A 22,092-nucleotide genomic window follows, 5' to 3' on the forward strand; every position below is an offset into this window, starting at 1 on the left:
GAGCCCCTGCGGGCTCTGCTTTTGCCTGTCCGATTTCGGCAACCTTTGCCGAATCAAGTTACTTGAAGTACCGGTCCAGCATCCCTTTGAGCATCTGGGCGTGCCGGGCCTCATCTTTGGAGGACTCATCGAAAAAATCATGGGCGGCGTCGATATCGTTTTGCTTGGCCTCAGTGGCGGCCATCTTTTTGCCCTTATTGGCGCCGATCTCGCCGGCCAGCATCTTCTCCAGGTTCTCCTTCGTCGATTCGGAGATCATCCCGTTCAATTCGGCAAAATGGGCGGCATGCTCCGCTTCCTCCCAGGCGATGCGCTTCAGCACTTCCGCCACTTCAGGGTAGCCTTGCCGCTGGGCTTGGCGGGCCATGGCCAGGTAGAGGCCCGTCTCTTGCGTCTCACCGCGGAAATTGGCATTCACAGCATCTTCCACGACAGTTCCTTTGGTGACACCCAGTTTCACTTCATTGACAAATTCCATTCCGGCAACCTCCTGATAATAATAATAATTGTTACTACTTAATTTATCTTTAGTATAGCCGTGGTTTTTCCCATTGTCAACCATGATCCAGCATTTTTTGCTTCCTTCCCCCCGATAGTATGGGCCGGCGGTTATCGGCCTATTCGGTGAATCAAGAAAAACCGCCCTCCCGATTTCCGAGAGAGCGGTAGCGAAAAATCGCTCCCAAGGGTCTTCCCCTCAAGATTTTTCCTTTGGATCTCGATTATAGAGTCTCGAACTCGTCCTTGCCGACGCCGCAGAGAGGGCAGACCCAGTTGTCTGCAAGCTCTTCAAAGGGGGTTCCGGGAGCAACGCCGTTGTCCGGATCTCCTTTGGCGGGATCATACACATACCCGCAAACCAGACAGCCGTACTTTTTCATGACCGGTTCACTCCTTTCTCGTATCTCATCATAACAAATCAATGCAATCATTGCCAAGCCTGTCCAAAAAAGACCTTATTCATCCGCCAGAGCCGCCAAAAAGGCCTCCATGGTCCCCGTGGCCCCGGAAAAATCACGGCCGCTCTCCATGGCCGCCTTCAACCGATTGGCCCACTTCAGGTCGCCCATGAGGACCGCCCCCACCAGCCGGCCGTCGCTGAAGAAAAACTTTTTGTATTCCTTGGCGCTGGCTTCCTCATCGCCCAGTGTGACTCCCGAGGAAACCGCACCGAGCGAAAAGATTTTGATCCCGAAGACGTGGAGCATGTTCGAAGGCGCCGCCGGACGGTAGGGCGTCCAATCGGTCTGCGGGAGGACCGCGTTGCGCCCCGCCCTCTTTCCCTGCTCGGCAGCGACCGACCAGAGCCCCGGCAGGTTGCCCTTAAACTCCGCCACATCGCCAGCCGCAAAAATGGCGGGAACAGAGGTCTGCATCCATTCATCGACACAGATGCCCCGCCCCGCAGCGATCCCCGCCGATCGCGCCAGTTCCAGATTGGCCCGAATCCCCGTGGAGAAGATGATCCGTTCCCCCTCGACCGTTCGCCCGTCGGCGAGGCGCAGGCGAAGCACCCCTTCCCCTTTCTCAATGGCCATGCTGTCCGCTTCGGTAAGAATGGTGATGCCCTCGTCTGCGGCCAGCCGCTCCAAAAGCCGCGATCCGCCCGCATCCAGTTGGCGGCTGAGGAGACGTGGACCATGCTCCACGACCGTGACGGCGATCCCTTGCTCGTGCAGCGTCCAGGCCGCCTCCAGCCCTAGGATCCCGCCGCCGACGACGATCACCCGGCGGCCGGGACGCAGGTCGGTGTTGATCGCCGCCACATCGTCCACTTGCCGCACCGTATAGACACCGGGGAGCTCCGTTCCCGGCAGCGGCGGCAAAAAAGCAGCGGCGCCCACGGCGATCACCAGGCGTCCGTAAGGGATGGTCTCTCCGCTTTCCAAGGTGACGATGCGCCGCTCCGCATCAATGGAACGGGCGCGCCGCCCCGTCAGCACGACGATATTGCGCTCATCGTACCAAGCAGGCGGGTGGATCAAGAGACTCTCCTTGTCGAAGGATTGCCCAAGCAGGAAGGAGAGCCGCAACCGGTAGTAGGGGTAGTGGCTTTCCTCTGCACAGATGGTGATAGGCCGTTCCGGATCGGCCTGTCGGGCGGCTTCAGCCGCCGACAGGGCGGCGATCCCGCCGCCCAAGATGAGGATCTGTTCTCTATGGCTCAACAGAGGCACCTCCCTCGATCATGGGAATAATGTATGATTCGCACCGCCGCAACCTTTGTCCTTCCGCCATTCCTGGATTGCCCTTGCGGTTCGTGGTATGATGAAAAAAGCCCTATCGAGGAGGTCCTGCCATGTCCAGTCCACTGCAGCAGGCAATCGGCGATCGCATCCGGGCTGAGGGCCCGATTCCCTTCCGGGACTATATGGAGCTGGCCCTGTATCATCCCCGGCACGGCTATTACACCGCCGGCGATCCCCCCATGGGTCGAAGGGGCGACTTTATCACCGCTCCGGAAATCAGTCCTTTGTTCGGCCGCGTCATCGGAAGGCAACTGACAGAGATGTGGGAGCACCTGAAGCGGCCAGACCGCTTTGACATCATCGAATTCGGACCGGGGCGGGGACTGCTCGCGAAAGCCGTGCTGGAAGCCTTGACCGCAGGTCCCCTGGCCGATCGGCTCGTCTATCACCTCGTCGAGATCAGCCCTACCCTGCGCGCTCACCAGCGAGAAAGCCTCGCCGGACTGCCGCTAACGGTATACCCAGATCCGGCCGAAGCCATACCGGGCTCCTACGGCTGGTCGGCAGCGAAGGCTCTCCCGTGCGGCCTCACCGGCGTGGTCCTGTCCAACGAGTTCCTCGACGCCCTGCCGGTGCACCGCCTGATCCACAAAGACGGCCGTCCCTGGGAACTCTATGTGGCGAAAGGGACGGCCCATGCTGGCCCCTTTTGTTGGCATTACGGTCCTCTATCGGACCCCTGTCTGGAAGACTGGATCGCCCGTCATATCACCGGAAAGGGCGTCACCCTTGAAGAGGGTCAGCTCTTCGAGGTCAACCTGGCCGCCGCCGATTGGATGAAGGCCGTCGATCGCCTGCTGACGCGCGGCTTTGTCCTCACCGTCGATTACGGTCACCCCGTCGAAAAGCTCTACAGCCCGGAGCGATACGAGGGTACCCTCGTCTGTTACCGCCGTCACCGGGCCGACGCCGATCCGCTGGAAGACGTCGGCGAAAAAGATATGACGGCCCACCTGGACTTTACGTCCCTGCAGTCAGTCGCCTCCGAACTGGGCTGGCAGAACCTGGGGCTTATAAGCCAGATGTGGTTTCTCGCCCACTGGCTTCGGCCGGAAGACCTGCTGACAGGTCCCGCCATGACCGTGGAGGATTTCCGACGCCATCAGGCCTTGAAAAAGGTGCTGTTGCCGGGGGGCATGGGCGAGATATTCAAGGTCCTCATCCAATCGAAAGGCCTCCCGCCTCTCCCCTTAACCGGACTCGGCGCGACAAACCGATAGAGAACAGCGCTCTTTGTTGCAAAGCAGCTTCGCTCCATCGAAAGACCGCTTCGGCCCCTCATAGAATCCACCGAAAAAGGCAAAAATACCAGACGCACCTGATTTTAGGCCGTCCGGTATTTTTTTTTTGGAGGGATTGTGGCGTGATCAAACTGCGGCGACTCTTGCCGTCCCGCACCAGCCTGCCACCGCGCATCATCGTTCTGCTCCTGTCGACGTTACCCCTTCTGGCGGGCCTGTACGCCCTGTTGCCGAGCCCGCCGGAGGTTGTCACCGTCACCGTCGACAAAGGACCAGTGCAAAAAGACCTCTGGATCAGCGGCGAGGTGCAAGCCAAACGGCAAAACACCCTCTTCTCCAGCATCCCCGGTCCCATCGAGTGGATCGTCGCCGAGGGAGAACAGGTCAATGAAGGCGACACGGTGGCCCGCATCGCCGGTCAGCCGCTCACCACTCCGATCGCCGGGCAGTTGATGGAGAAAAAAGTCGCCACCGGCAGTTGGGTTCCGCCGGGAACGCCGCTGGCCGAGGTGGCCGATCCGACCGATCTGGTCATCCAAGCGATGGTCGATGAAACGGATGTGCTCAAACTGGCGCCCGATCAGGCTGTCCGATGGACGCTGGCCGGTTATCCTGGACAGGTATTTTCCGGCAAGGTCCTCACCGTATCCCGCGTCATCAGCCGTGACCATGAGGGAAACAAAGGGTTCCGCGTCCTCTTGAGCGCTCCTCCCGGTCTTACCCTCTATGCCGGCATGACCGCCGAAGGGCGGGTGATCCTGGAAGAACAGGCCGAGGCTGTACGCGTCAGCGTAGACGCCCTCTGGGAGGAAGAAGGCAAATCCCAGGTCTACCTGCTGCGCAAGGGGCGGGCGATCACCGTTACGGTAGAGACGGGGCTTCGCGATGACCATTATGTGCAGATCCTCTCGGGAATCCAACCTGGCGACCGGGTGATCATCCCCGGCGACGTCAAACTCACCTCAGGCCAGAGCGTTCGTCCAAAAGGGTCGGACCGACCGGGCTCAGCGGATGGGCCGGGGTCGGAGAAAGCGCCCAAGGGGGAGGGCGGAACGAAGACATGAAGACACTGCCAAAATCCCCAAAGTCTCTTTTGCCAAACAACTTGCAAGGTAAATTGATAGAAATGAATGCCGTCGGAAAATCCTTCCCCTTCGGCGCCAGTCCTTTGCAGGTGCTCTCCGGCATCGACCTGACTGTTGCCTCAGGGGAGTTTCTGGCTGTCATGGGCCCTTCGGGGAGCGGCAAGTCGACGCTGATGAACCTCATCGGCTGCATGGACCGTCCCAGCGAAGGGCAATACCGGCTGGCCGGACAGGAGACGGCCCGCCTCACCGAAAAAGAACTCTGCCGCCTGCGCAACGCCATGGTGGGCTTTGTCTTCCAGTCATTCCACCTGCTCCCGCGCCTGACGGCCTGGCGGAACGTGGAGACACCCCTCTTCTACGCCGGCGTCGCTCCGGAAGAACGACGCCGCCGGGCGAAGGAGCTGTTGGAACGGGTCGGCCTCGGCCACCGGCTGCATCACCGGCCCACAGAGCTCTCTGGCGGTGAACGGCAGCGTGTCGGCATCGCCCGGGCGCTGGCCAACGATCCTGCCCTGATCCTGGCCGATGAGCCAACAGGCAACCTGGACCAACAGACCGGGCAGGAGATCCTCGAACTGTTCGCAGCCCTGCGCCGGGAAGGCAAGACGATCGTCATGGTCACCCACGACCCCGATGTGGCGAAGTGGGCCGACCGGGTCGTCCGAATTAAGGATGGGAAGCTCTGTGCAACTGCGTGAATATATCCGCCTCGCCGTAGAAGGCATCGCCGCCCACCGGCTCCGTTCGGGGTTGACCGTGCTTGGCGTCGTCATCGGCGTCTTCGCCGTCGTCACCCTCATGTCCTTGGGAGATACGGTGCGACGGCAGGTATCAGGTCAGATCGCCGAACTGGGCGCCGGCCTGTTGATGGTCATGTCGGGGAGGGAAGATGCCGGCCACGGTCCCGGCTTCATCACCATGAATCTCACCCTGAGCGACGCGGACCGGCTGCGGCAGATCGACGGCGTGGACAAGGTCAACCCCAACCTGACCGTCCCGGCCCGGGCCGAAAGGGCAAAGGCCGGCCTCAGCGTGACTTGTTACGGCGACAACGCCGATTTTCTCCTCGTTCACGGCTATGAACTGGCCAGCGGGCGCATGTTTCAGGCCAGCGAGGTCATCGCCCGCAGCCATGTGGTCCTGCTCGGCGCAAAAGCGAAGGAAAGCCTCTTCGGGGACGCCGAGGCGGAGGGCCACATGATCCGTCTGAACGGTGCCACCTTCCGAGTCATCGGCACTTTGAAGGAAAAAGGAAGGGCTCTCATCCATGACCGCGACCGCATCGTCGTTGCGCCGGTGACGGCCGTCCAGGACTTCTCGGGCTTGAAAAACATCGGCGTCATTTTTGTGCGCGCCGAAGACCCCTCGCGGGTCCCCCTGGTGCGCGAGCGGATCCTCTCGGTGCTGGCCAAGTCGCACCGGCAGAAGGATGTGCAGGTCTTCTCCCAAAACGACGCCCTTCAGGTGAGCGACAAGGTCCTGGGCACACTGACGGCCTTCCTGGCCTGCATCGCCGCCATCTCCCTCGCCGTCGGCGGCATCGGCATCCTCAATATCATGCTCGTCTCTGTGCGAGAAAGGACCCGGGAGATCGGCATCCGGCGCGCCTTGGGGGCGACGCCCGGACAGATCATGACGCAGTTTCTCCTCGAGGCGCTCTTCCTGGGCGCTGCCGGCGGCGCCGCCGGCTCTGTCTTTTCGGTCCTGGCCGTCTACGGCCTGACCTGCTGGGCCGGCTGGGACACAGGCGGCCTGACGCACATCCTCTCCAAAGAGGCGCTGTTGCTCGGCATCCTGGGCGCCTCCGGCATCGGCCTCCTCTTCGGTCTCTACCCGGCGCTGCAAGCCGCCCGGCTCGATCCTATCGACGCCCTCCGCTACGAGTGAGAATCTGTACAGAAACAGGTGATGCTGCCTGGAATCAGTCTGCCCCGCCTGCAACGGCCTCGCCCGCGTCTCCATCCCCTGCCGCCGCTGCAGCGCCCTGATGGAGGACCGGGGGCGGTTGGAGGATTACGCCCAGCCCTACAGCCCCTATGATATCGATGATCAACTCGATGAGGCATTCCAAACATTGAACAAAGACAGCCGCGCCGACGGCAGCCATGGGCTCCTAGAGGGGACCGACCGTCCCGCGCCGGGCGTGGTGTGCACCCATCTCTTCGTCTGCCCCCAGTGCGGCAGCGACCGACAGCTGCCCATCCCCCGCCGTTTCATATGAAAAAGACGCGCCGGCATACCATATCAATGACGTTCATGCCAAATGGACCAGTCTGCCGACAAAGTCAGAAGCAGCCTGGTCCATTTTACATCGATGATTCTCTATTCCTTATCGTTTACTTCCAATTGGTCCTTGTCGGTTTCGCTGTCTCGCCTTTATCCTTAGGCCAACCCCTGGTATTCAGCCGTTCATTGATGAATTCGCTGTAGGGCGTTGCTTCAGGGATGTCGTGGAAGTTGCCGGCCTTGGCGGCGGCCATGGTCGACTTCTGGGCCAGATCGATGGACTTGGCCAGGGTGTTCATCGTCAGCGGCGTGTTGTGGAAGCCCATCGAGTTCTCGGCAGCGACGAAGTCCCAGTACCACTGGGCCGACCGGAGCAGCTTGCGGGCTTCCGCCAAGTCGGCGTCGCTGGCGCCGGCCTGCATCGCTTTGTTGATGGACTTACCGGCCACTTCGGTCAATGTGCCGGCTTTGTTCAGCATCTCGAAGGTGAGATCCTGCTTTTGGAGCACATAGTCGCGCAGCTTGTCCACCGGCTCGCGGTGGCAGACGAGACAGGACTGTTCCATCGTCTTCAAGGGCGATGTCCACCAGTGGCTGGTGATCTTCTGGCCGCCCTGTTTCACATAGGGCATATGGCAGTCGGCGCAAGTGACGCCGTTGATCTGGTGGATGGAGCCTTGGAAGGTCTCAAACTCGGGGTGTTGTGCCTTCAAGAGCGGCGCGCCCGTCGCCGGCTGAGTCCAGTCGGCCTTGAAGTTGTTCTCCTTCGCCGCCACCTCGTCATAGTAGGCCTCAATGGCGGTGGGGGTGAAGCCCTTGTCCCAGGGGAAGGTCACTTCTCCCTTCTTAGCCGGGTTGAAGTAGTATTCCACGTGGCACTGGGCGCAAACATAGTCGCGCAGCTGCTGCTGGGTGGCCTTGGTCACGTCTTCGCCGCGCCGTTTCATCGCGTCGATGAAGGCGGGCTGGACGACGCGCAGCTTCATCGTCTGGGGATCATGGCAGTTGGAGCAGGTCATGCCATGGGTGGCGTTCTTCAGGTGCTCCTCCACCGGCGTCGTGTAATAGGCTTCGCCCATCTTGGCGATCATACCGGGCACTTCCGCCGATTTGCAGGTCAGACAGGAGCCGATCTGTTTTTTTCCGTTCGGCAGGCTGGTAACCCGCTTGACCGTGGCCAGGTCCTTCATCGTATAAACATGGCCTCGATCTTCGTTGTATTCGAGAGAGAAAGCGTAACCGCCAAAGAGGCTTTTCAGGTAGGGGTACTTCTCCAGGTGGCTATCTTTTTCGAGGTTGCCGCCGTACTTGGTGCCGACGCTGCTCATCTCGGCGTTTTTCATGAAGGAGTCGTAGTGGTGGGGATAGAGCTTGGCAAACTTGTCCAGATCCATCTCATCGGGCGCCAAACCAGTGTCGCCCAGCGCCGCCGTCGTAGAAGCGGGCTTTCCGCCACACCCGGCCACTGCGACTGCAGCAAAGGCGACCAGCAGGACCAACCAGATGGCAAGGATCCACTTCTTTCTGATCATCGGCTCCTCTCCTTTCGGTTCAATAAGAACAATCAGTGCTGCGACAGGCTATGTACTCGGCCTCTCTCTCCCATGGGGTGTGGAACGGTGGCAATCGATACAGTTTTGGCCGTCCGGTTCTGCCTTCGCCAAATTGGTCTGGGCTACCAGGTCGTCATGACAGCGCAGGCAGTTGCGCTGAATGATAGGCTTACTGGCCTCATAGAGCTTTAGGTGGTCCGGTGGCGTTAGCACCGTGTTAACGAAAGCATGCTGCGAACCGGCATACACCTTGGACCAGGTTTTGGCGGCAAAGTTCCGCTGGTCCGTATGGCAGTCGTTGCAACCAGCCACCTCCCGGTGGGAGGAGTGTTGCCAGGAGGCCATGTAGTTGTCCATGACATGACAGGTCCCGCAAAAAGCGGAGTTGCCGGTAATCTTGTGCATGGCCGCCGTTGCTGTGCCAGCCGCCAACAGAAATATGCCGCCGGCGAGGATGATGATCTTTGTCTTCTTCGCCCTATCCACCCCGTCGTTCCCCCCCTTCTCCGGACAAATCTCCTTCCTTCGAACCCTTGCTGCGGCTCATCCCCCTTCCGCTTTTTCCTTCAGTGTACAAAATCATCGCCGTAGATTTTGTGATTTTTATCACCATTTTGGAGAAAGTTTCTGCATTCACGAAATTTGTGGCACTTTTTCTCGAACCATCAGTCCTTTCCCTGCTTGGCGAAAAAAATCACTCCGGCTTCACTGTCCGGAGCGACCCTCACAGGCGTCATGCTACTTTTTCAAAAACCGGGCAATGCCGTCGAGAACCAGGTTCTGCACCGTCGGCGACTTCATCAGGTTCATCACCGTGCCCATGATCCCTCTCGACGCTGGCGCGGCAGCAGCCGTTCCCCCACCGCCTTTTCCCAGAAACATGGAGGCCAGGTTCATCATGGCGCCCAGGTCGAGGCCGCCGACGCCGGTGCCGGCCGGCGCGGGGGCCGAAGAGGCCGCAGCCGCCGCCGCATCCTGCTCTTCCAGGCGGCGCATCCGGTTATAGACCCAGGTCCCCCGCTTCGGCTTGATGCCAAAGTAGCCCATCGTCCGCACCAGAGAATCGAGGGCGCTGTCGGCCTCTCTGGCCATCGATTCCATCCGGTGGACATTGGACTTGAGGCGGGCCACCTCTTTTTCGATCCGCTCCAGATCAAGGCCCTTTGCCATCAGCGTGCGCAGCAGCGCCAGGGATTCACCGCTGCCTCCCTCTCCGCCGTCGCCCGACCGGTCCGCGTCACCGGGAACACCCGTCTTATCTCCCGCCGCCACATTGTCACCTATGGCCGGCAAAGCCAGCAGGTTAGACAGGATGGAACTGACATCGGGCGAAGATTCTCCATCAGCGCTCCTTTCAGTGTCGTTTTCGCTGACATCCTCAAGGGCCGCCTTTTTTCCGGCATGCTTCTTTCCACTTCTGCCCTTTCCTCTCCCGCCCTCTCTGTATCTTCCATCTCCATTTCTGCCCTCTCCGCTGCCATCGCCCCTGTCAGGGCGGTCCTGCTCCCAGGGAAGGATAAGGGAGGTTCTTTTCTTCGTTCTCCTTTTACGTCTCCTCCCTGTCACTGCCGGAGCTTGCAAACGTTCCTCCGCTTCCAATAAACTCACAATATCGCCGGGCATGTTGCCCCGGCGCCGGCTGTTGGAGCGGCGCCGGGCGCCGGTTCTTCGCCTCATAGCCCCACCTCCGGATCCTATAGCGTCCAAGGATATCCACTATAGTGTACTGGAGGCGGAAAAAATTGGTGCAAAGGATCTTCTTAACAACATTGTCCGCCGAGAAGCCCGTCCAAGGCCTCGACCACGTCGGCGTCCAGATGTCTCCGATAGGCCATCTCCTTCAGCATCCCCTGGATAGCCGCTGTCTCCAACCCTTTGCGGTAAGGACGGTCGGCCGCCAACGCCTCGTAGACATCGGCTACGGCGATGATGCGCGCTTCCATCGGCAGCATCTCTCCGGTGATCCCCAGGAAATAGCCGGATCCATCAAGCCGCTCGTGATGGGCCGACGCCCAGAGGGCGATCGTCTCCAAGGCCGGGATCTGGTTCAATATACAGGCCGTATAGTAAGGATGGTTCCGCACCAGATCAAACTCCTTCGCCGTCAAGGGGCCCGCCTTCTCCAGGATCGCCTTGGGGATGGCAATCTTGCCGAGATCGTGCAGCAATCCGGCCAGATAGATTTGATGCTTCCGCGCTTCCGGCAAAGCCATAGCGCCGGCGATCCGCCGAGACCAGTCAGCCACATTGCGGCTGTGATCGGCTGTAAAGGGCGTCTTCACGTCGATAAAACGCGCGAAGGCCTTGCCGAGCAGGTGCATCGTCCCGCCGGCCAGGGTGATTGTCTCTTCGGGACGGAAGCGATCGACGACCCGTCCCTGGGAGAAGGCAAAGAGATCGAGGCAGAAGGCGCGGTCCCGCAGCAGCGCCTTCAGGGCGGCCACAATGGCCGGATCAAAAACGCCGGTGTCGCGCTGGAAGTAATCCTCGACTCGGGTCCGCCAGTTCCAAAAATCGCGGTGCTCTCCGCCGACCCGTTCTGCAGCCACAGCGACGGCCAGGATGCGCGCCACCAACGGGATAGCCTGCCCGCGCAACGCCAAGGGACCGCTGCCGTCCCATCGCTCCCATCGCCGATGCAAGGCTTGGTCGGCATCGATGAGACTCGTAACGGAATCGAGTTTCCCTTCCTCTTCAAAAACCTGGCAGAGGGGGCAGAGTTGATTTTGGGAAGACACACCGATATCATGAAGCAGGGCGGCGTAGTAAAGGGCGTCCCGCTCACTCCCGCCGATGCAAAGCGCCTGGGCCACATGGTCGGCCAAGAAAGAGATCGACTGGGCATGCCGCAAGGGCTTGCCTTCCGCCAGGTCGATGGCCAGTGAAAAACCGCCGATCAAGTCAGGCAGCGCGACATGGACAGGTGCCGGCTGTTCTAACGTCTGATGAAACGAAATGTGGGCAAACTCCCTGTTGACGGACATGCTAGCCCTCCTCTATGCAACGCAGCGCCTCCCCGGTTTCCCTGAAGACGGTTTTATGTAGTCCTTTTCATTTTAATTGAAAACAATTTTCAATGTCAATGCCACTCCGATTTTAGAGCCACTCCCCTGATCTTAAAAGCCCCCGCCTGCGCGGGGGCTTTCTTTGCCACAACATATGAATGAGAAGCTGATAGATCTTAGAGCATCTTGCGAATCTGCTCCAGTGCCGCCTTGTCTTTGTCGGACACCTTCTGGGTCTTCATCAGTTGATCGAGCAGTGCCTTGATCTGCTTGCCCTGTTCCGGCGACAGGTAGCGTGTGAACTGTGACACCAGTTGCACCGCCTGATTGCGTTCGGCGTCATTCAGACCCTTCTTTTGTTTCACCTTGTCGATGAACCCCTTGACCTGTTTTTCCTGCTCGGCGCCGATGGGCAGATTGATATTGCCTTGATTCATCAACTGGCCCAGAACCTCTTTTAGGTTGCTCAAATCCATAACCCGCTGCCTCCCCAAAAACAAAATCTCATCTGCGATCATGATATTCGGGGACAAGGCGACGGGTTCCAGCCCCTCCAGGTTGAAGCTTCAATCAGCGACGCTTCGGCCAATAGCGGTGGCCGAGGTAAAAGAGCATCATGATCACCGGGATGTGCAGGCCCCACCAGGCCCAGCGCAAAAACTCGAAGGCCGTTCCGTCGAGGGGATTGCCCACCGTCCTCCCTCCTCCTCAAGGACCGTCTATCCCAAACCCTATGCGCCGACCTTTTCGGTTAGAACCGGCGCAACCTCATGTTCTGCCGCCGGAACTGGCATGCTATAGGGAAAAGGGGAATTGCCCGTAAGGAGTGGATCGGCATGGTTGCGCGCCCTCGTGTTCCCTATTTTTCTTTTCTCTCGATCACCTTGTTTTTGGCCATTACCCTGTCAGTGATAGGACTTTTCCCGATAGGTTTTTTTCCAATAGGCCTTTTCCAACTCGAACTTCTCGCCCCTATATCGCTGCCGGCCGCCTATGCCGAAAAACCGCCGCTTCCAGCCTCGGCGCCGCCCCTCGATTATCGGATCCAGTGCCGTTACTTCCCCGAAAGGACAACCATCGTCGGTCGGGTAGATTTGACCTGGCCTTTTCCCGGCGCACAACCGCTGGAACAGTTGGCGCTCCACCTCTACCCCAACGCCTTCCGTCCCGGCTCCACCTTCCGGAAGGAATCGTCAGGCAAGCACCGGGGCTACACAGCCGGCCAGGGCGACGATGGCGAGATGGAAGTGACCCGGATCACCGCTAACTACGACGGGGAAAGCATCGACGTGACCAAAAGCCTCCGCTACATCCAACCTGATGACAACAACCTGAACGATAAAACCCTGGCCGCCGTCGACCTCCCCCGTCCCCTCCGCCCAGGCCAAAGGCTGGAATTGGCCATCGAGTTTCGCACCCGACTGCCCCGCGTCTACGCCCGCTCCGGCACGGCGGGGCCCTTCGTCATGGCCGGTCAGTGGTACCCCAAGCTGGCCGCCTTTGAGCGCTACGGGCAGCGAGGCCGGACCCGGGAAGGGTTCAACCTGCACCAGTTCCACGCCAACAGCGAGTTTTACGCCAACTTCGCCAACTACGACGTGCAGATCACCCTGCCGAAAGGGTACACCGTAGGCGCTACCGGTCAGGAGACGGCGCCGCCAGTGGTGCAGGATGGCCTCCAGACCGTCCGCTTCGGCCAGGCCTGGGTCCACGACTTCGCCTGGTCTGCCGATCCGCGTTTTCGCCTCTTCACCCGCACCGTCACGCCCCAAGGCGGCCGGCCGGTGGAGATTCGCCTCTATTGCCAAAAGGATCATGTCCATACGGCCGATCGACAACTGGACGCCGTCGCCGCCGCCCTGGAGGGTTTGGCCGCCTACGGCCCCTACCCCTATGCCGTTTTGACGGTGATCGACCCACCCGCTGACGCTCCCGGCGCCGGCGGGATGGAGTATCCCACCCTGATCACCGGCGGCACGCCGAGCTTCCCCGGCGAACGTTCCGCTGAACCGGACCGCCTGCTGATCCACGAAGCGGCCCACCAGTATTGGTACGGCTTGGTAGCAAGCAACGAGTTTGAGGAGGCCTGGCTCGACGAGGGATTGACCACCTACACCGAAGGCAAGATCCTGGAACGTTACAAGGCGGACACGCGCATCCCGGTTCGCTTTTTCGGCTTCCCCCTATTGTACTCACCTTTGCGGGACGGCTGTCCGGGGCTCTTTCGCGCCGCCCTCGGCCCCTGGGTTCCCGATCCGATCCGGCTGGACTCCTGGAAATTCGCCTCCGAACAGTCCTACGCCGTCTCCGTCTACAACCGCGCCGCCCTCGCCCTTTATTCGCTGGAGCGGCTGATCGGCGAAGAGAAGATGCAGGCGATCCTGTCGACCTACTGCAGCCGCTGGTCCTTCCGCCACCCCGGGACGGAGGACTTCCTGCGCATCGTCGCCGAAAAGGCGGGCGATCGGGCAGCCAAACTGTTTCAACAATGGCTGTCTACCCCAGGCGCCCTCGACTACGCCGTCGGTTCCGTCCGAATGGCGAAGGGCCCCGACGGCCCCGTCTGGACGATCCGCATCGACCGCCGGGGCGAACTGGGTGCGCCTGTAGAAGTGGCGGTCATCGGAAAAGACGGTCAGAGGCAGCAGTTTTTCTGGGATGACGGAGAGCGGTACAAGGAGTTTACCCTGCCTGGCACAGCACCGGAGGCGGTGGTAGTCGACCCTGGGGAGAAACTGGCCTTGGACATCAACCGGTTAAACAATTTCTGGGCAAAAGAACAAAACAACGCAGCGGCGTTGCGATGGTCGCTCTTCGTGGCGGCTGTTTGTCAAGGGTTGATGGCGGTGGGGTTATAAGGGGCGTGATTCACGGCTGATTATTTTTCCTCTTTTTCAAAGTCCTTTCTGAAGGATGCCTTGAGTGCCGCCTGCTTTTTGCTCCTGCCCAGTAATATCACCCCAACCGTAAAAACAGCAGGCACCAGCCATCCCAGAACCGGCGTGCCGGCGATACCACCTTTTAAGTACGGCTCATGGGTTACCATCGAACCGGCCGTCCAAGCGATGACACCGGCGCCAAGATATAGGATGATCGGAAACCGTTCCACCAACCGAATAAAGAGGGTGCTGCCCCATACGACAATGGGCACACTGATCAATAGTCCCAGAACAACGAGAAGGAAACTGCCGTGGGCAGCGCCTGCGACAGCGAGCACATTGTCGATGCCCATAACAGCATCAGCGATGACGATCGTTCGGATCGCTGCCATTACATTTTTTTCCGGCTTGATGTCATGCTCTTTTTCTTCGACGATCAGCTTATAGGCGATCCAAAGCAACAGCAAGCCCCCTATGAAGAGCAAGCCGGGGATTTTCAACAGCCCTACGACGGCTACCGTAGCGATCGCGCGTATGATTATCGCCCCTACTGTCCCCCAAATGATAGCCTTTCGTTGATGTTCCCTCGGAAGGTTTCTTGCCGCCAACCCAATCACGATAGCGTTATCCCCCGCAAGGACTAAATCGATGGCGACAATGGCAAGCAATGAGCTGACAAAAGCCGGTGTGATAAATTCCAAACCACACGCCTCCTTTACGCTTATGGTGCTTATCTGTTCGAGAAAGAATGATTTGAATATCATTCCAATCTTTTTTGCTGAGGCGGACCTGCTTTTGGCACGAAAGCAAGACCGAAACCCCGGAATGATCAAGAGTGTGCCCGATGCTAGGCACACTCTTTGTTCCAGACCAGAACCGTGAGCGGGGTCTTTCTCAGAACAAGTTTTCCACAGGCCAGTCCTTTACCTCTTTAAGTGGCTATCATCACCAAACTGCCTTCTAAGATGCTGCTTGAAGGCCTCTTCAAAGAGCTTGTTCATTTCCACGGCGTCATTGTAGGAATCCCAGATGCCAAACACGTAAATGGACGGAAAAAACATCAGCCAATGATAGTCCAACAGATTGCCGATCGCTTCCATTCGACCGGTAAATGTATAGATGACTGCCTGTGGAAAATGGGAGAGGTAAATGATGGTCACCAGCCATAATGAGAGGATGACGCCCTTTACCGTCTTCATGTTATAGATGTGACCAAACCCGACGAACAGGGCGGACCAACCGGCCGCAACCCAGGGATTTTTATGACTTAAATAATTGACTCCCACGATGGAATAGTTGGTAAACTTAAGCTGTCGTTTTTTCTGTTTTCGCTCCAGATCGACAAGCGTATTTAACTCAACGCTCATGCGATACCCGTCAAAGATTGCAAAACAAAAAACGGAGACGTAAACCAGCGCCCAACCTTCATCGATGACGTCCTGTGCGGCCTGAAACCTCCCGGTAAAGGTATACAGAATGGCCATATTCACGTTCGCCTTTAAGTTGACATAGCTTTCCCAGGTCATGAGGATCAGGCCCTTAAAATACTCACCCATCCATAGATGCCCCAGACCGGGCAACGCCGCCGACCACCAGGCAGCCATCCAAGGGTTTTTTTTATGAAAGATCCCTAGGGAGATGCCGGCCATCTGCATTCGCTTGATGCGAAACTGGCTCATGGTTTATCCTCCAGCGCACTTTGCCCTTAGAATAGCCATGTTTTTTTCGTTTATACTAAATAAGGTGATCCTATGCGGTTGATCTACGGGTTGTTCAAAACGACCCTGAAGACAGAGTTAGGGATTTATGCGCTGTTGGAAAAAGGGTTTCACCGAGAAAAAGTGCGCGTCGTTCCCCTCGACGCCACGGTGAGCGCAACCTCTCAGGTGATCGATTCGATGTATAAATCAGACGGACTCAGTTTGTTCGACGGAATGGCCCTGTCTGCCTCGATCGGCATGTTGTTCGGCGTCATTTTCGGCTCTGTCCTGTATGTTGGACCCATCGCCCTCGGGATCATCGGATTTTTTCTGGGAGCAGGTATCGGCTATTGGGTAGACCAAAAGATGAGCAAAGACTTGCATCACAATGTTCCCGGCCCTTCCGGAGAGATTATCGTCTCAGTGGAATGTGATACAGAGGAGGAGCAGGAAACGGCCGAAGCGATTTTCAGAGAGTATCAAGCGGTTGCCTTGGGCGTTTTCCCACCATCAACCACGAGGATTGGTTGATGAAGGCTCTTTGCGGTCTGTCCGATTTGGAGAAGCCATAGGATGTGATCAGGAGGTGATGATCCTGGCGCACCTATGGTTCATCTTCCGATCGGGAATTAGACTGTCTCTATCCCTTTGGCCTGTCGCCCTTCTAACATGGCTGTTTCAGGCACTTTTACTGATCCCCTTGCTGATTCCCCTTTTCTCCTATCTGTCCCATGCCCTGCCGCCGCTGGCGGCCTTATCCGTACCCGGCGAACCGTCTGCTGCCGGCGTCTCCACCGCACTTTCGCTCGTCGCAGGAAGCCACCCCCGCGATTGGGATGCCATGCAGATCTCTCTCTACTATGATCTGCTGTTTCCCTTCTCGTCGACAGCCGCCGGGAAGCTCTGGCAAAACCTGCAATGGATACCCTTCCTGCTTTTTGCCCTTCTCCGTCCCTTCTGGCAAGCCGGCGTCTGGTCTTCCCTTCGTCACCGCCTCGTCTTTCCTCGTCACCGAAAGGGCCTCTTTAGGACCTTTTTTGAAGGCGTCGTCTGCTGGGGCTATGCCAGCCTCCAGATCGCCCTCTGGCTGGCGCCAGTCTGGATTGGCCTCTGGTGGCTTTTCGACAGCCTGTCCAACCGGTTTGACGCCATTTCTTGGTCCCCGGCAGCATCGCTCCTCATCGCGGGCTTATCCATAATGGTCATCGCTGACCTCCTAGGCCTAGTCGGCGATGCGGCGCGCTGGCGACTGGTCATGTCTCCTGCTGGTGAAAAGAGGCGCCTTCTCGGACTGCTTCGATCGACAGCATCCGGGCTCACCCGCCACCTCGCTCCGCTGCTGTTGGCCCGCTTTGCCTTAAACATCATCTTTCTCATCGCCTTGTCGCTGATGCTGTGGTCGCTGCAGCAGTGGCCTGCAGAGGGAATCACCGGAATGACCGGCGCCTTCCTGTTGCAGCAGACGTCTGTCTTTCTCCTCATCTTTTCCCGGCTTGCCTTAATGGGCGCGACTGCCAGATATCTCCAAAAAACGCAGACCTAACAGACCTTCCTTGCAAAGGATTAAGCCAGACCACCAGCGCTGCATAAACATAAACTCGATTTATCAACCGAAAGGTGAGCTTTTGGAAAAGATAGCTTGGGCAATGGCCCGGCTTTCTTCATTTACGTTGACAGATTGAGCATTTGTTTGGCCAGTAAACTGGTTTGAAGGATAGGGGAAAGAATTGGCGAAATAGTAAATAACGTCCGCCATTGTATAGTGCGCTGGAGACTTTGTCCGAATGGCTGGTAATGGAGCCTAGCAAAATAGGGGGAATTAGGATGAGCACATTCACGCGCCTTCAAGCAGAAAACTTTTCCGCCTTTGAGAGTCTCGATTTATCTTTTTCCCCGGGGATAAACGTTTTTATTGGCAAAAACGGCACCGGCAAAACCCATGTCATGAAGACGTTATACGCTGCCGGAGCGATTACAGGCAGGCTTGAAGGCTTTATCGATAAGATGATACGTATTTTTCTACCTTACGAATATAGAATCGGCAGACTAGTGCGGAGAAAAAGAGGGTCGACTACCGCAAAGATCGTTGTATCCTGCAATAAAGAGCAACTCAGTCTTACCTTTACCAATCACTCAAAAAACACGCCGATTGATGCTAATGAGGAGAAGTGGAAGAAGCTCAAGATTAAATGCGCCTATATTCCAGTCAAAGAAATGCTGGCGAATGCGCCGGGATTTCGCTCGCTCTATTCGGAGCGACTCGTCCATTTTGAAGAAATCTATGCCGATATCATTGACCGCGCCTATCTGCCTCCCAAAAGGGGGCCATTGGAGGAGAACCGGGCCAATCTATTACGGAAGCTGGAAAACGTCTTAGAGGGTAAGGTTGTCACAGAAGGCGAAACCTTTTTCTTAAAAAATAATCAGGGAATGTTGGAATTCACCCTGCTCGCCGAAGGGTTGCGAAAGCTGGCGCTGCTTTGGCTACTGATCCAAAACGAAACACTATTAAAGGGGTCGGTTTTGTTTTGGGACGAACCGGAAGCAAATCTTAACCCGCAGATGGTACGGGTCGTTGTGGAGATCTTACTGGAGTTGCAGCGTTTTGGCGTACAAGTGTTTATTGCGACCCATGACTATGTGACACTGAAGGAATTCGAGCTTCAACGAACAAAAGAAGATAAGATATTATTTCACTCTTTTTTCCGCAAAGATGATGGTGAACCGGTCGATATTTCGACCTCTAGTGATTACAGCCTTATCGATGAAAATGCGATCATAGATAAATACCTGGACCTCTATGATCGGGAGGTTCATAAGGCGCTGGGAGGAGAAGAGGTTTGATTTTCAGGGAGAACCAGTTAGAATTTAACTTTACTGGCGCCTTGTCTGTCGAAAAACTAGACCAGCCTGGACAGACACTACCAGAGGGGATGAAGTTTGTAGATTTTGTGGTAGAAACCGAGGATTCAGTTTTGCTTATTGAAGTAAAAGATCCGAGCAATACACATGCATTGCAACAAACCAGGGTTGAGTTTATCAATCGAATGCACAGTGATACACTAGTGGTTAAGGAACTGGTACCGAAGTGCCGGGATAGTTATACGTACTTACATCTGATGGAGAGAGATGGAAAACCCTTTACCTACATCGTCCTCATCTGTCTGGAGAATTTGAATTTTGATCCTAGGCTATTGCCCGTCGTTACAACAAAATTACGTGCGAGATTGAACAAAGAAGGAGAGCAGCCATGGAGAAGAACGTACATATCGAACTGTCAAATAATAGACTGTGAGCGCTGGAATCGTGTTATGCCCTATCCTGTAAAACGTGTGGTCACTTAGAAAGAACATAAAAAATTGAACCGCCTGAAAGGAAAAAGACGCCCCTGATAAGGCACTACCGGTAAGCAGCACCAAGGGCGTCCGCACTAAAAAACATTCCCAAGGAAAGGCCTTCTCCGCCGTTACCGATGATAACCAGCGCACGAAGGCCTGTTGGCGCATAAGGCGTCGTTCCTGGCTTTCTCTTTTGCGCCTGTCAGTTTAGGCTTGATCAGCGATTGATGGCCATGACGGACAGCGCCTCGGCAGACCGGGCCACTTCATCAGAGGCTTCCTCGATCTGCTTGGACGTGGTTGTCAGGCTCTCGATCTCCGTGGCGATCTGTTTCACCTTATCCTGGTTGTAGCCGATGGACTTGATGATCTCGCCGAAGCTACGAACGACCTCAGCCGCCTGTTGGGAAGCAGCGTCCATGGCCTTGCTCGTATCGACCATGGCTTGGGAGACTTCGAGCGTGTGCTGGCGCGAGATCCGGATCATTTCGGCGATCTCCTGGACCGACTGTTCCGAGAATCCGGCCAGCTTCTTCACCTCGTTAGCGACGACGGTGAAGCCGCGGCCCGATTCGCCGGCCCGAGCGGCTTCAATGGCGGCATTCAGGGAGAGCAGGTTCGTCTGGGTGGCGATGCCCTGGATGACGCCGGCGATCGACTCGATCTTCTCAGAGCTCTCGTCGAGGGCCTTGATCTTGTCCTGCATGCCCTGAATCAGGACGTTGAGGTTTTCAATGGCCGTGCCGGTCTGCTGGATCCGTTTCTCGCCGCTCTCGGCCAACTGATTGACCTGGCTGGCGAACTGGGTGGCCTGAATGGCGTTTTGGGCGATGCGTTGGGCCGCCGAGGCCATCTCGGCCGCCGAGGCTGCCGTCTCTTCGGCGGTGGCCGCCAAGGTCTGGCTGGAGTCGTTGACCCGGGTTTGCAGGAGTTGAATTTCGTTGAGGGCATTTTCAAGCTCTGCCTTCTTGTCGATCTCCTGCATGTAATCGGTGATGTAGGCGGACATGACCGTCTGCTGGTCTAGGTTGGTCAGGCGCTGCAGCGCCGTGTTGACTTCCAGCGCCCGTCCCTTGTCGCGCATCTCTTCCAAAATGGGAATGATGGCGTTGAAGAGCGCCTGGTAGGCAGCCGTGTACCAGTAAGCCGGCAATTTGATCCGATTATGTACATGACCGATCTTTTGACGTTCTTCGATATAGCGGTCATCCACTTTGTCGGTGAAGAGGCTCTTCAAGTACCCTTTGAAGGTTACCCGCAACTTATCGACAGACGAATGGGTTTCGATGAACGATTTCAACTCAGGGATTGCAAGGAGCTGCTTATAGAAGTTGTTGGCCACCTCGTCGAGACGCGGCTCGATCAACGGGCGCAGTTCCGCTAGTAATGCCAAGTCCCGCGTGCTGAGGTTAAGCAGCTTTTGCGCCACCTTCGCCTCTTCGCCGGATACGTTGATGGACATGCCGGCTGGTATCGTTACAGGGCCGCTACTTTGGTTCCGGCCGAAAAACATATCGCTTCCCCCCATCTCCTTGTCTGCCTGTCACCGATTATTATACATCTTTCGGTTCGCCCTTGGAAAGGCACAAATCTGGTGCCGGCCAAACTCTCCGAGCCCACAGGCCCAGGCCATATGTTTGTGGGACCACGGGGCGATCAACCGCTCCTTCTGCCGCTTTTTTCCGCGCAGATCTGCCATAACTGGTTCATCAGGTTTTTCATCAGCAGGATTCCTTTCCTTGTTTGGCGAAAATATCAACGAATCATCCAGCCAAGCATCCGACAGTCTCAGGGATTATCAACTCGGAAGGAGGCCTCGCTGTTTGGACAACTTCACGAAGCGCCCCTACGGTTCCCCTTTCTCCCGTTCTCTCCTCTTGTTCATTCTGCTTGCGCTCGTCTCCGCCATCGCCTTGTCCGGCTGCAGCCTATCCCGGGCAACGCCCCCGGCTGAAAGTGCCCCTGATGATCAAGGGAAAGCAGTCACCGCTGCTGCGGAAACGACGGTTCGACTCTTTTTCCCCGATCAGGAGTTGCAACGCTTGGTCAAAGAAGAACGACCCCTGAACGGCGGCGCCGAAGAAAAAGTTCGCCAGACCTTTGAACTCCTGAAAGGCGGTCCCCAGAACGGCCAACTGACCACGCTCATCCCGGCAAAGACCCGCCTGCTCGGCGTGACCATCAAAGACACCCAGTTGGAAGTGAACCTTTCTCAGGAGATCCGCCAGAGCAACGTAGGCTCCACCGGGGAAGCCCTGTTGATCGGCTCCCTCGTCAACAGCTTCTCCTCCCTCGGCTACACCGGGGTTCAACTCATCGTGGAGGGCCAAAAGGTCGAAACCCTGGCCGGTCACCTGGACATCTCCCGCCCCCTGTCCTTTTTTGACGAATTGACCATCCGCCAGGGACCGATCCCGCCGCCCGAGAAGATCGGCGACATTGAAAAGGATGTGCGGCAGGGTCACCAGCAGTGGCGCCTTGACCCGCTGGAAGTGACCCGCGTCGACGGGATCGCCCTCGGATTCGAGCCGGAAAAGGACTGTTTCAGCCTGATCAGCCAATCAGAGGCGGTCGGCAAACCGGTGGCCAAGGTGAGAGTTCGTCACGGCAAGATGGATTTCCTTGTCGAACTGACCCAACCGGCAGGCGCCGGAAAAGAACACATCTGGGTGATCCGGTCTGTCGCCGCGGTGCCGCCAGGAGCATAACGCAATCTGGCAGCTGGAGCATCAAATCGTACGGAAAAATGAGCCGCCTCCGCCCTCGTCCGCCTCATCAGCTGAATGCCCGCCCCTGCCGGCGGAAAAAATATA

The 22,092-nt window shown here is 57.4% G+C and carries 23 protein-coding genes; 11 read left to right on the plus strand and 12 right to left on the minus strand.

Annotated features, from left to right (window positions below):
• Positions 1-58: 58 nt before the first annotated feature.
• The 3 genes from HM1_RS01595 to HM1_RS01605 form a co-directional block, all read right to left on the minus strand.
• Entirely contained in the window at positions 59-478 is a 420-nt protein-coding gene (locus HM1_RS01595) for a ferritin-like domain-containing protein (protein ID WP_012281502.1), read from the minus strand.
• A 244-nt stretch (positions 479-722) separates the two neighbouring features.
• The gene (gene rd, locus HM1_RS01600; RefSeq protein WP_012281503.1) at positions 723-881 is read right to left on the minus strand and encodes a rubredoxin; all 159 of its coding nucleotides are present in this window, start codon (positions 879-881) and stop codon (positions 723-725) included.
• A gap of 75 nt (positions 882-956) precedes the next feature.
• Complete coding sequence (locus HM1_RS01605; RefSeq protein ID WP_012281504.1) at positions 957-2,168, minus strand: NAD(P)/FAD-dependent oxidoreductase; 1,212 nt, start codon at positions 2,166-2,168, stop codon at positions 957-959.
• Between the two features lie 131 nt (positions 2,169-2,299).
• On the opposite strand from HM1_RS01605, the gene HM1_RS01610 reads away from it, so the two are divergent.
• From HM1_RS01610 to HM1_RS01630, 5 genes are all read left to right on the plus strand, one after another.
• Complete coding sequence (locus HM1_RS01610) at positions 2,300-3,469, plus strand: class I SAM-dependent methyltransferase (protein ID WP_012281505.1); 1,170 nt, start codon at positions 2,300-2,302, stop codon at positions 3,467-3,469.
• Positions 3,470-3,612: 143 nt separating this feature from the next.
• On the plus strand, positions 3,613-4,554 hold the full coding sequence (locus HM1_RS01615) for an efflux RND transporter periplasmic adaptor subunit (RefSeq protein WP_012281506.1): 942 nt from the start codon (positions 3,613-3,615) through the stop codon (positions 4,552-4,554).
• Between the two features lie 62 nt (positions 4,555-4,616).
• Positions 4,617-5,276 (plus strand): ABC transporter ATP-binding protein, encoded by a 660-nt coding sequence (locus tag HM1_RS01620; RefSeq protein WP_041314291.1) that lies wholly within the window; start codon positions 4,617-4,619, stop codon positions 5,274-5,276.
• Entirely contained in the window at positions 5,263-6,465 is a 1,203-nt protein-coding gene (locus tag HM1_RS01625; protein WP_012281508.1) for an ABC transporter permease, read from the plus strand. Before HM1_RS01620 ends, HM1_RS01625 begins: the two co-directional genes overlap by 14 nt.
• Before the next feature lie 100 nt (positions 6,466-6,565).
• On the plus strand, positions 6,566-6,799 hold the full coding sequence (locus tag HM1_RS01630; RefSeq protein ID WP_202943744.1) for a hypothetical protein: 234 nt from the start codon (positions 6,566-6,568) through the stop codon (positions 6,797-6,799).
• Positions 6,800-6,914: 115 nt separating this feature from the next.
• On the opposite strand, the gene HM1_RS01635 is transcribed toward HM1_RS01630, so the two are convergent.
• The 6 genes from HM1_RS01635 to HM1_RS16340 all read right to left on the minus strand — a co-directional run bounded on the left by HM1_RS01635 (position 6,915) and on the right by HM1_RS16340 (position 12,055).
• Positions 6,915-8,336: an ammonia-forming cytochrome c nitrite reductase subunit c552 gene (locus HM1_RS01635; RefSeq protein ID WP_012281510.1), complete on the minus strand. Its 1,422-nt coding sequence runs from the start codon at positions 8,334-8,336 to the stop codon at positions 6,915-6,917.
• A 48-nt stretch (positions 8,337-8,384) separates the two neighbouring features.
• Entirely contained in the window at positions 8,385-8,843 is a 459-nt protein-coding gene (locus HM1_RS01640; RefSeq protein ID WP_012281511.1) for a NapC/NirT family cytochrome c, read from the minus strand.
• 252 nt (positions 8,844-9,095) lie between these two features.
• On the minus strand, positions 9,096-10,034 hold the full coding sequence (locus HM1_RS01645; RefSeq protein WP_012281513.1) for a hypothetical protein: 939 nt from the start codon (positions 10,032-10,034) through the stop codon (positions 9,096-9,098).
• Positions 10,035-10,117: 83 nt separating this feature from the next.
• Positions 10,118-11,341, minus strand: a complete 1,224-nt coding sequence (locus tag HM1_RS01650; RefSeq protein ID WP_012281514.1) for an HD-GYP domain-containing protein — start codon at positions 11,339-11,341, stop codon at positions 10,118-10,120.
• A gap of 197 nt (positions 11,342-11,538) precedes the next feature.
• On the minus strand, positions 11,539-11,838 hold the full coding sequence (locus HM1_RS01655; RefSeq protein WP_012281515.1) for a hypothetical protein: 300 nt from the start codon (positions 11,836-11,838) through the stop codon (positions 11,539-11,541).
• Between the two features lie 94 nt (positions 11,839-11,932).
• Positions 11,933-12,055 (minus strand): hypothetical protein, encoded by a 123-nt coding sequence (locus HM1_RS16340; RefSeq protein ID WP_012281516.1) that lies wholly within the window; start codon positions 12,053-12,055, stop codon positions 11,933-11,935.
• A gap of 143 nt (positions 12,056-12,198) precedes the next feature.
• Between HM1_RS16340 and HM1_RS01660 the strand changes: the two genes are divergently transcribed.
• Entirely contained in the window at positions 12,199-14,220 is a 2,022-nt protein-coding gene (locus tag HM1_RS01660; protein ID WP_012281517.1) for a M1 family metallopeptidase, read from the plus strand.
• Between the two features lie 20 nt (positions 14,221-14,240).
• On the opposite strand, the gene HM1_RS01665 is transcribed toward HM1_RS01660, so the two are convergent.
• Both HM1_RS01665 and HM1_RS01670 read right to left on the minus strand, forming a co-directional pair.
• The gene (locus tag HM1_RS01665) at positions 14,241-14,942 is read right to left on the minus strand and encodes a TerC family protein (protein ID WP_012281518.1); all 702 of its coding nucleotides are present in this window, start codon (positions 14,940-14,942) and stop codon (positions 14,241-14,243) included.
• A gap of 222 nt (positions 14,943-15,164) precedes the next feature.
• On the minus strand, positions 15,165-15,920 hold the full coding sequence (locus tag HM1_RS01670) for a hypothetical protein (protein ID WP_012281519.1): 756 nt from the start codon (positions 15,918-15,920) through the stop codon (positions 15,165-15,167).
• A 90-nt stretch (positions 15,921-16,010) separates the two neighbouring features.
• Between HM1_RS01670 and HM1_RS14310 the strand changes: the two genes are divergently transcribed.
• The 4 genes from HM1_RS14310 to HM1_RS01690 all read left to right on the plus strand — a co-directional run bounded on the left by HM1_RS14310 (position 16,011) and on the right by HM1_RS01690 (position 19,285).
• On the plus strand, positions 16,011-16,472 hold the full coding sequence (locus HM1_RS14310; protein ID WP_148207050.1) for a hypothetical protein: 462 nt from the start codon (positions 16,011-16,013) through the stop codon (positions 16,470-16,472).
• Positions 16,473-16,527: 55 nt separating this feature from the next.
• The gene (locus tag HM1_RS01680) at positions 16,528-17,484 is read left to right on the plus strand and encodes a hypothetical protein (protein WP_148207051.1); all 957 of its coding nucleotides are present in this window, start codon (positions 16,528-16,530) and stop codon (positions 17,482-17,484) included.
• 281 nt (positions 17,485-17,765) lie between these two features.
• Positions 17,766-18,785, plus strand: a complete 1,020-nt coding sequence (locus HM1_RS01685) for an AAA family ATPase (RefSeq protein WP_012281523.1) — start codon at positions 17,766-17,768, stop codon at positions 18,783-18,785.
• On the plus strand, positions 18,782-19,285 hold the full coding sequence (locus HM1_RS01690; protein ID WP_041313079.1) for a hypothetical protein: 504 nt from the start codon (positions 18,782-18,784) through the stop codon (positions 19,283-19,285). The genes HM1_RS01685 and HM1_RS01690 overlap by 4 nt, the downstream gene beginning before the upstream one ends.
• A gap of 211 nt (positions 19,286-19,496) precedes the next feature.
• Here the strand turns inward: HM1_RS01690 and HM1_RS01695 are convergent, their stop codons facing one another.
• Entirely contained in the window at positions 19,497-20,741 is a 1,245-nt protein-coding gene (locus HM1_RS01695) for a globin-coupled sensor protein (protein ID WP_012281524.1), read from the minus strand.
• A gap of 361 nt (positions 20,742-21,102) precedes the next feature.
• Here HM1_RS01695 and HM1_RS14315 point away from each other — a divergent pair, with 361 nt between their 5' ends.
• A complete protein-coding gene (locus tag HM1_RS14315) occupies positions 21,103-21,987 on the plus strand; it encodes a GerMN domain-containing protein (protein ID WP_049754006.1) in 885 nt (294 codons plus the stop codon).
• The last annotated feature ends 105 nt before the right edge of the window (positions 21,988-22,092 follow it).

This window comes from Heliomicrobium modesticaldum Ice1, assembly GCF_000019165.1.
Lineage (GTDB): Bacteria > Bacillota > Desulfitobacteriia > Heliobacteriales > Heliobacteriaceae > Heliomicrobium > Heliomicrobium modesticaldum.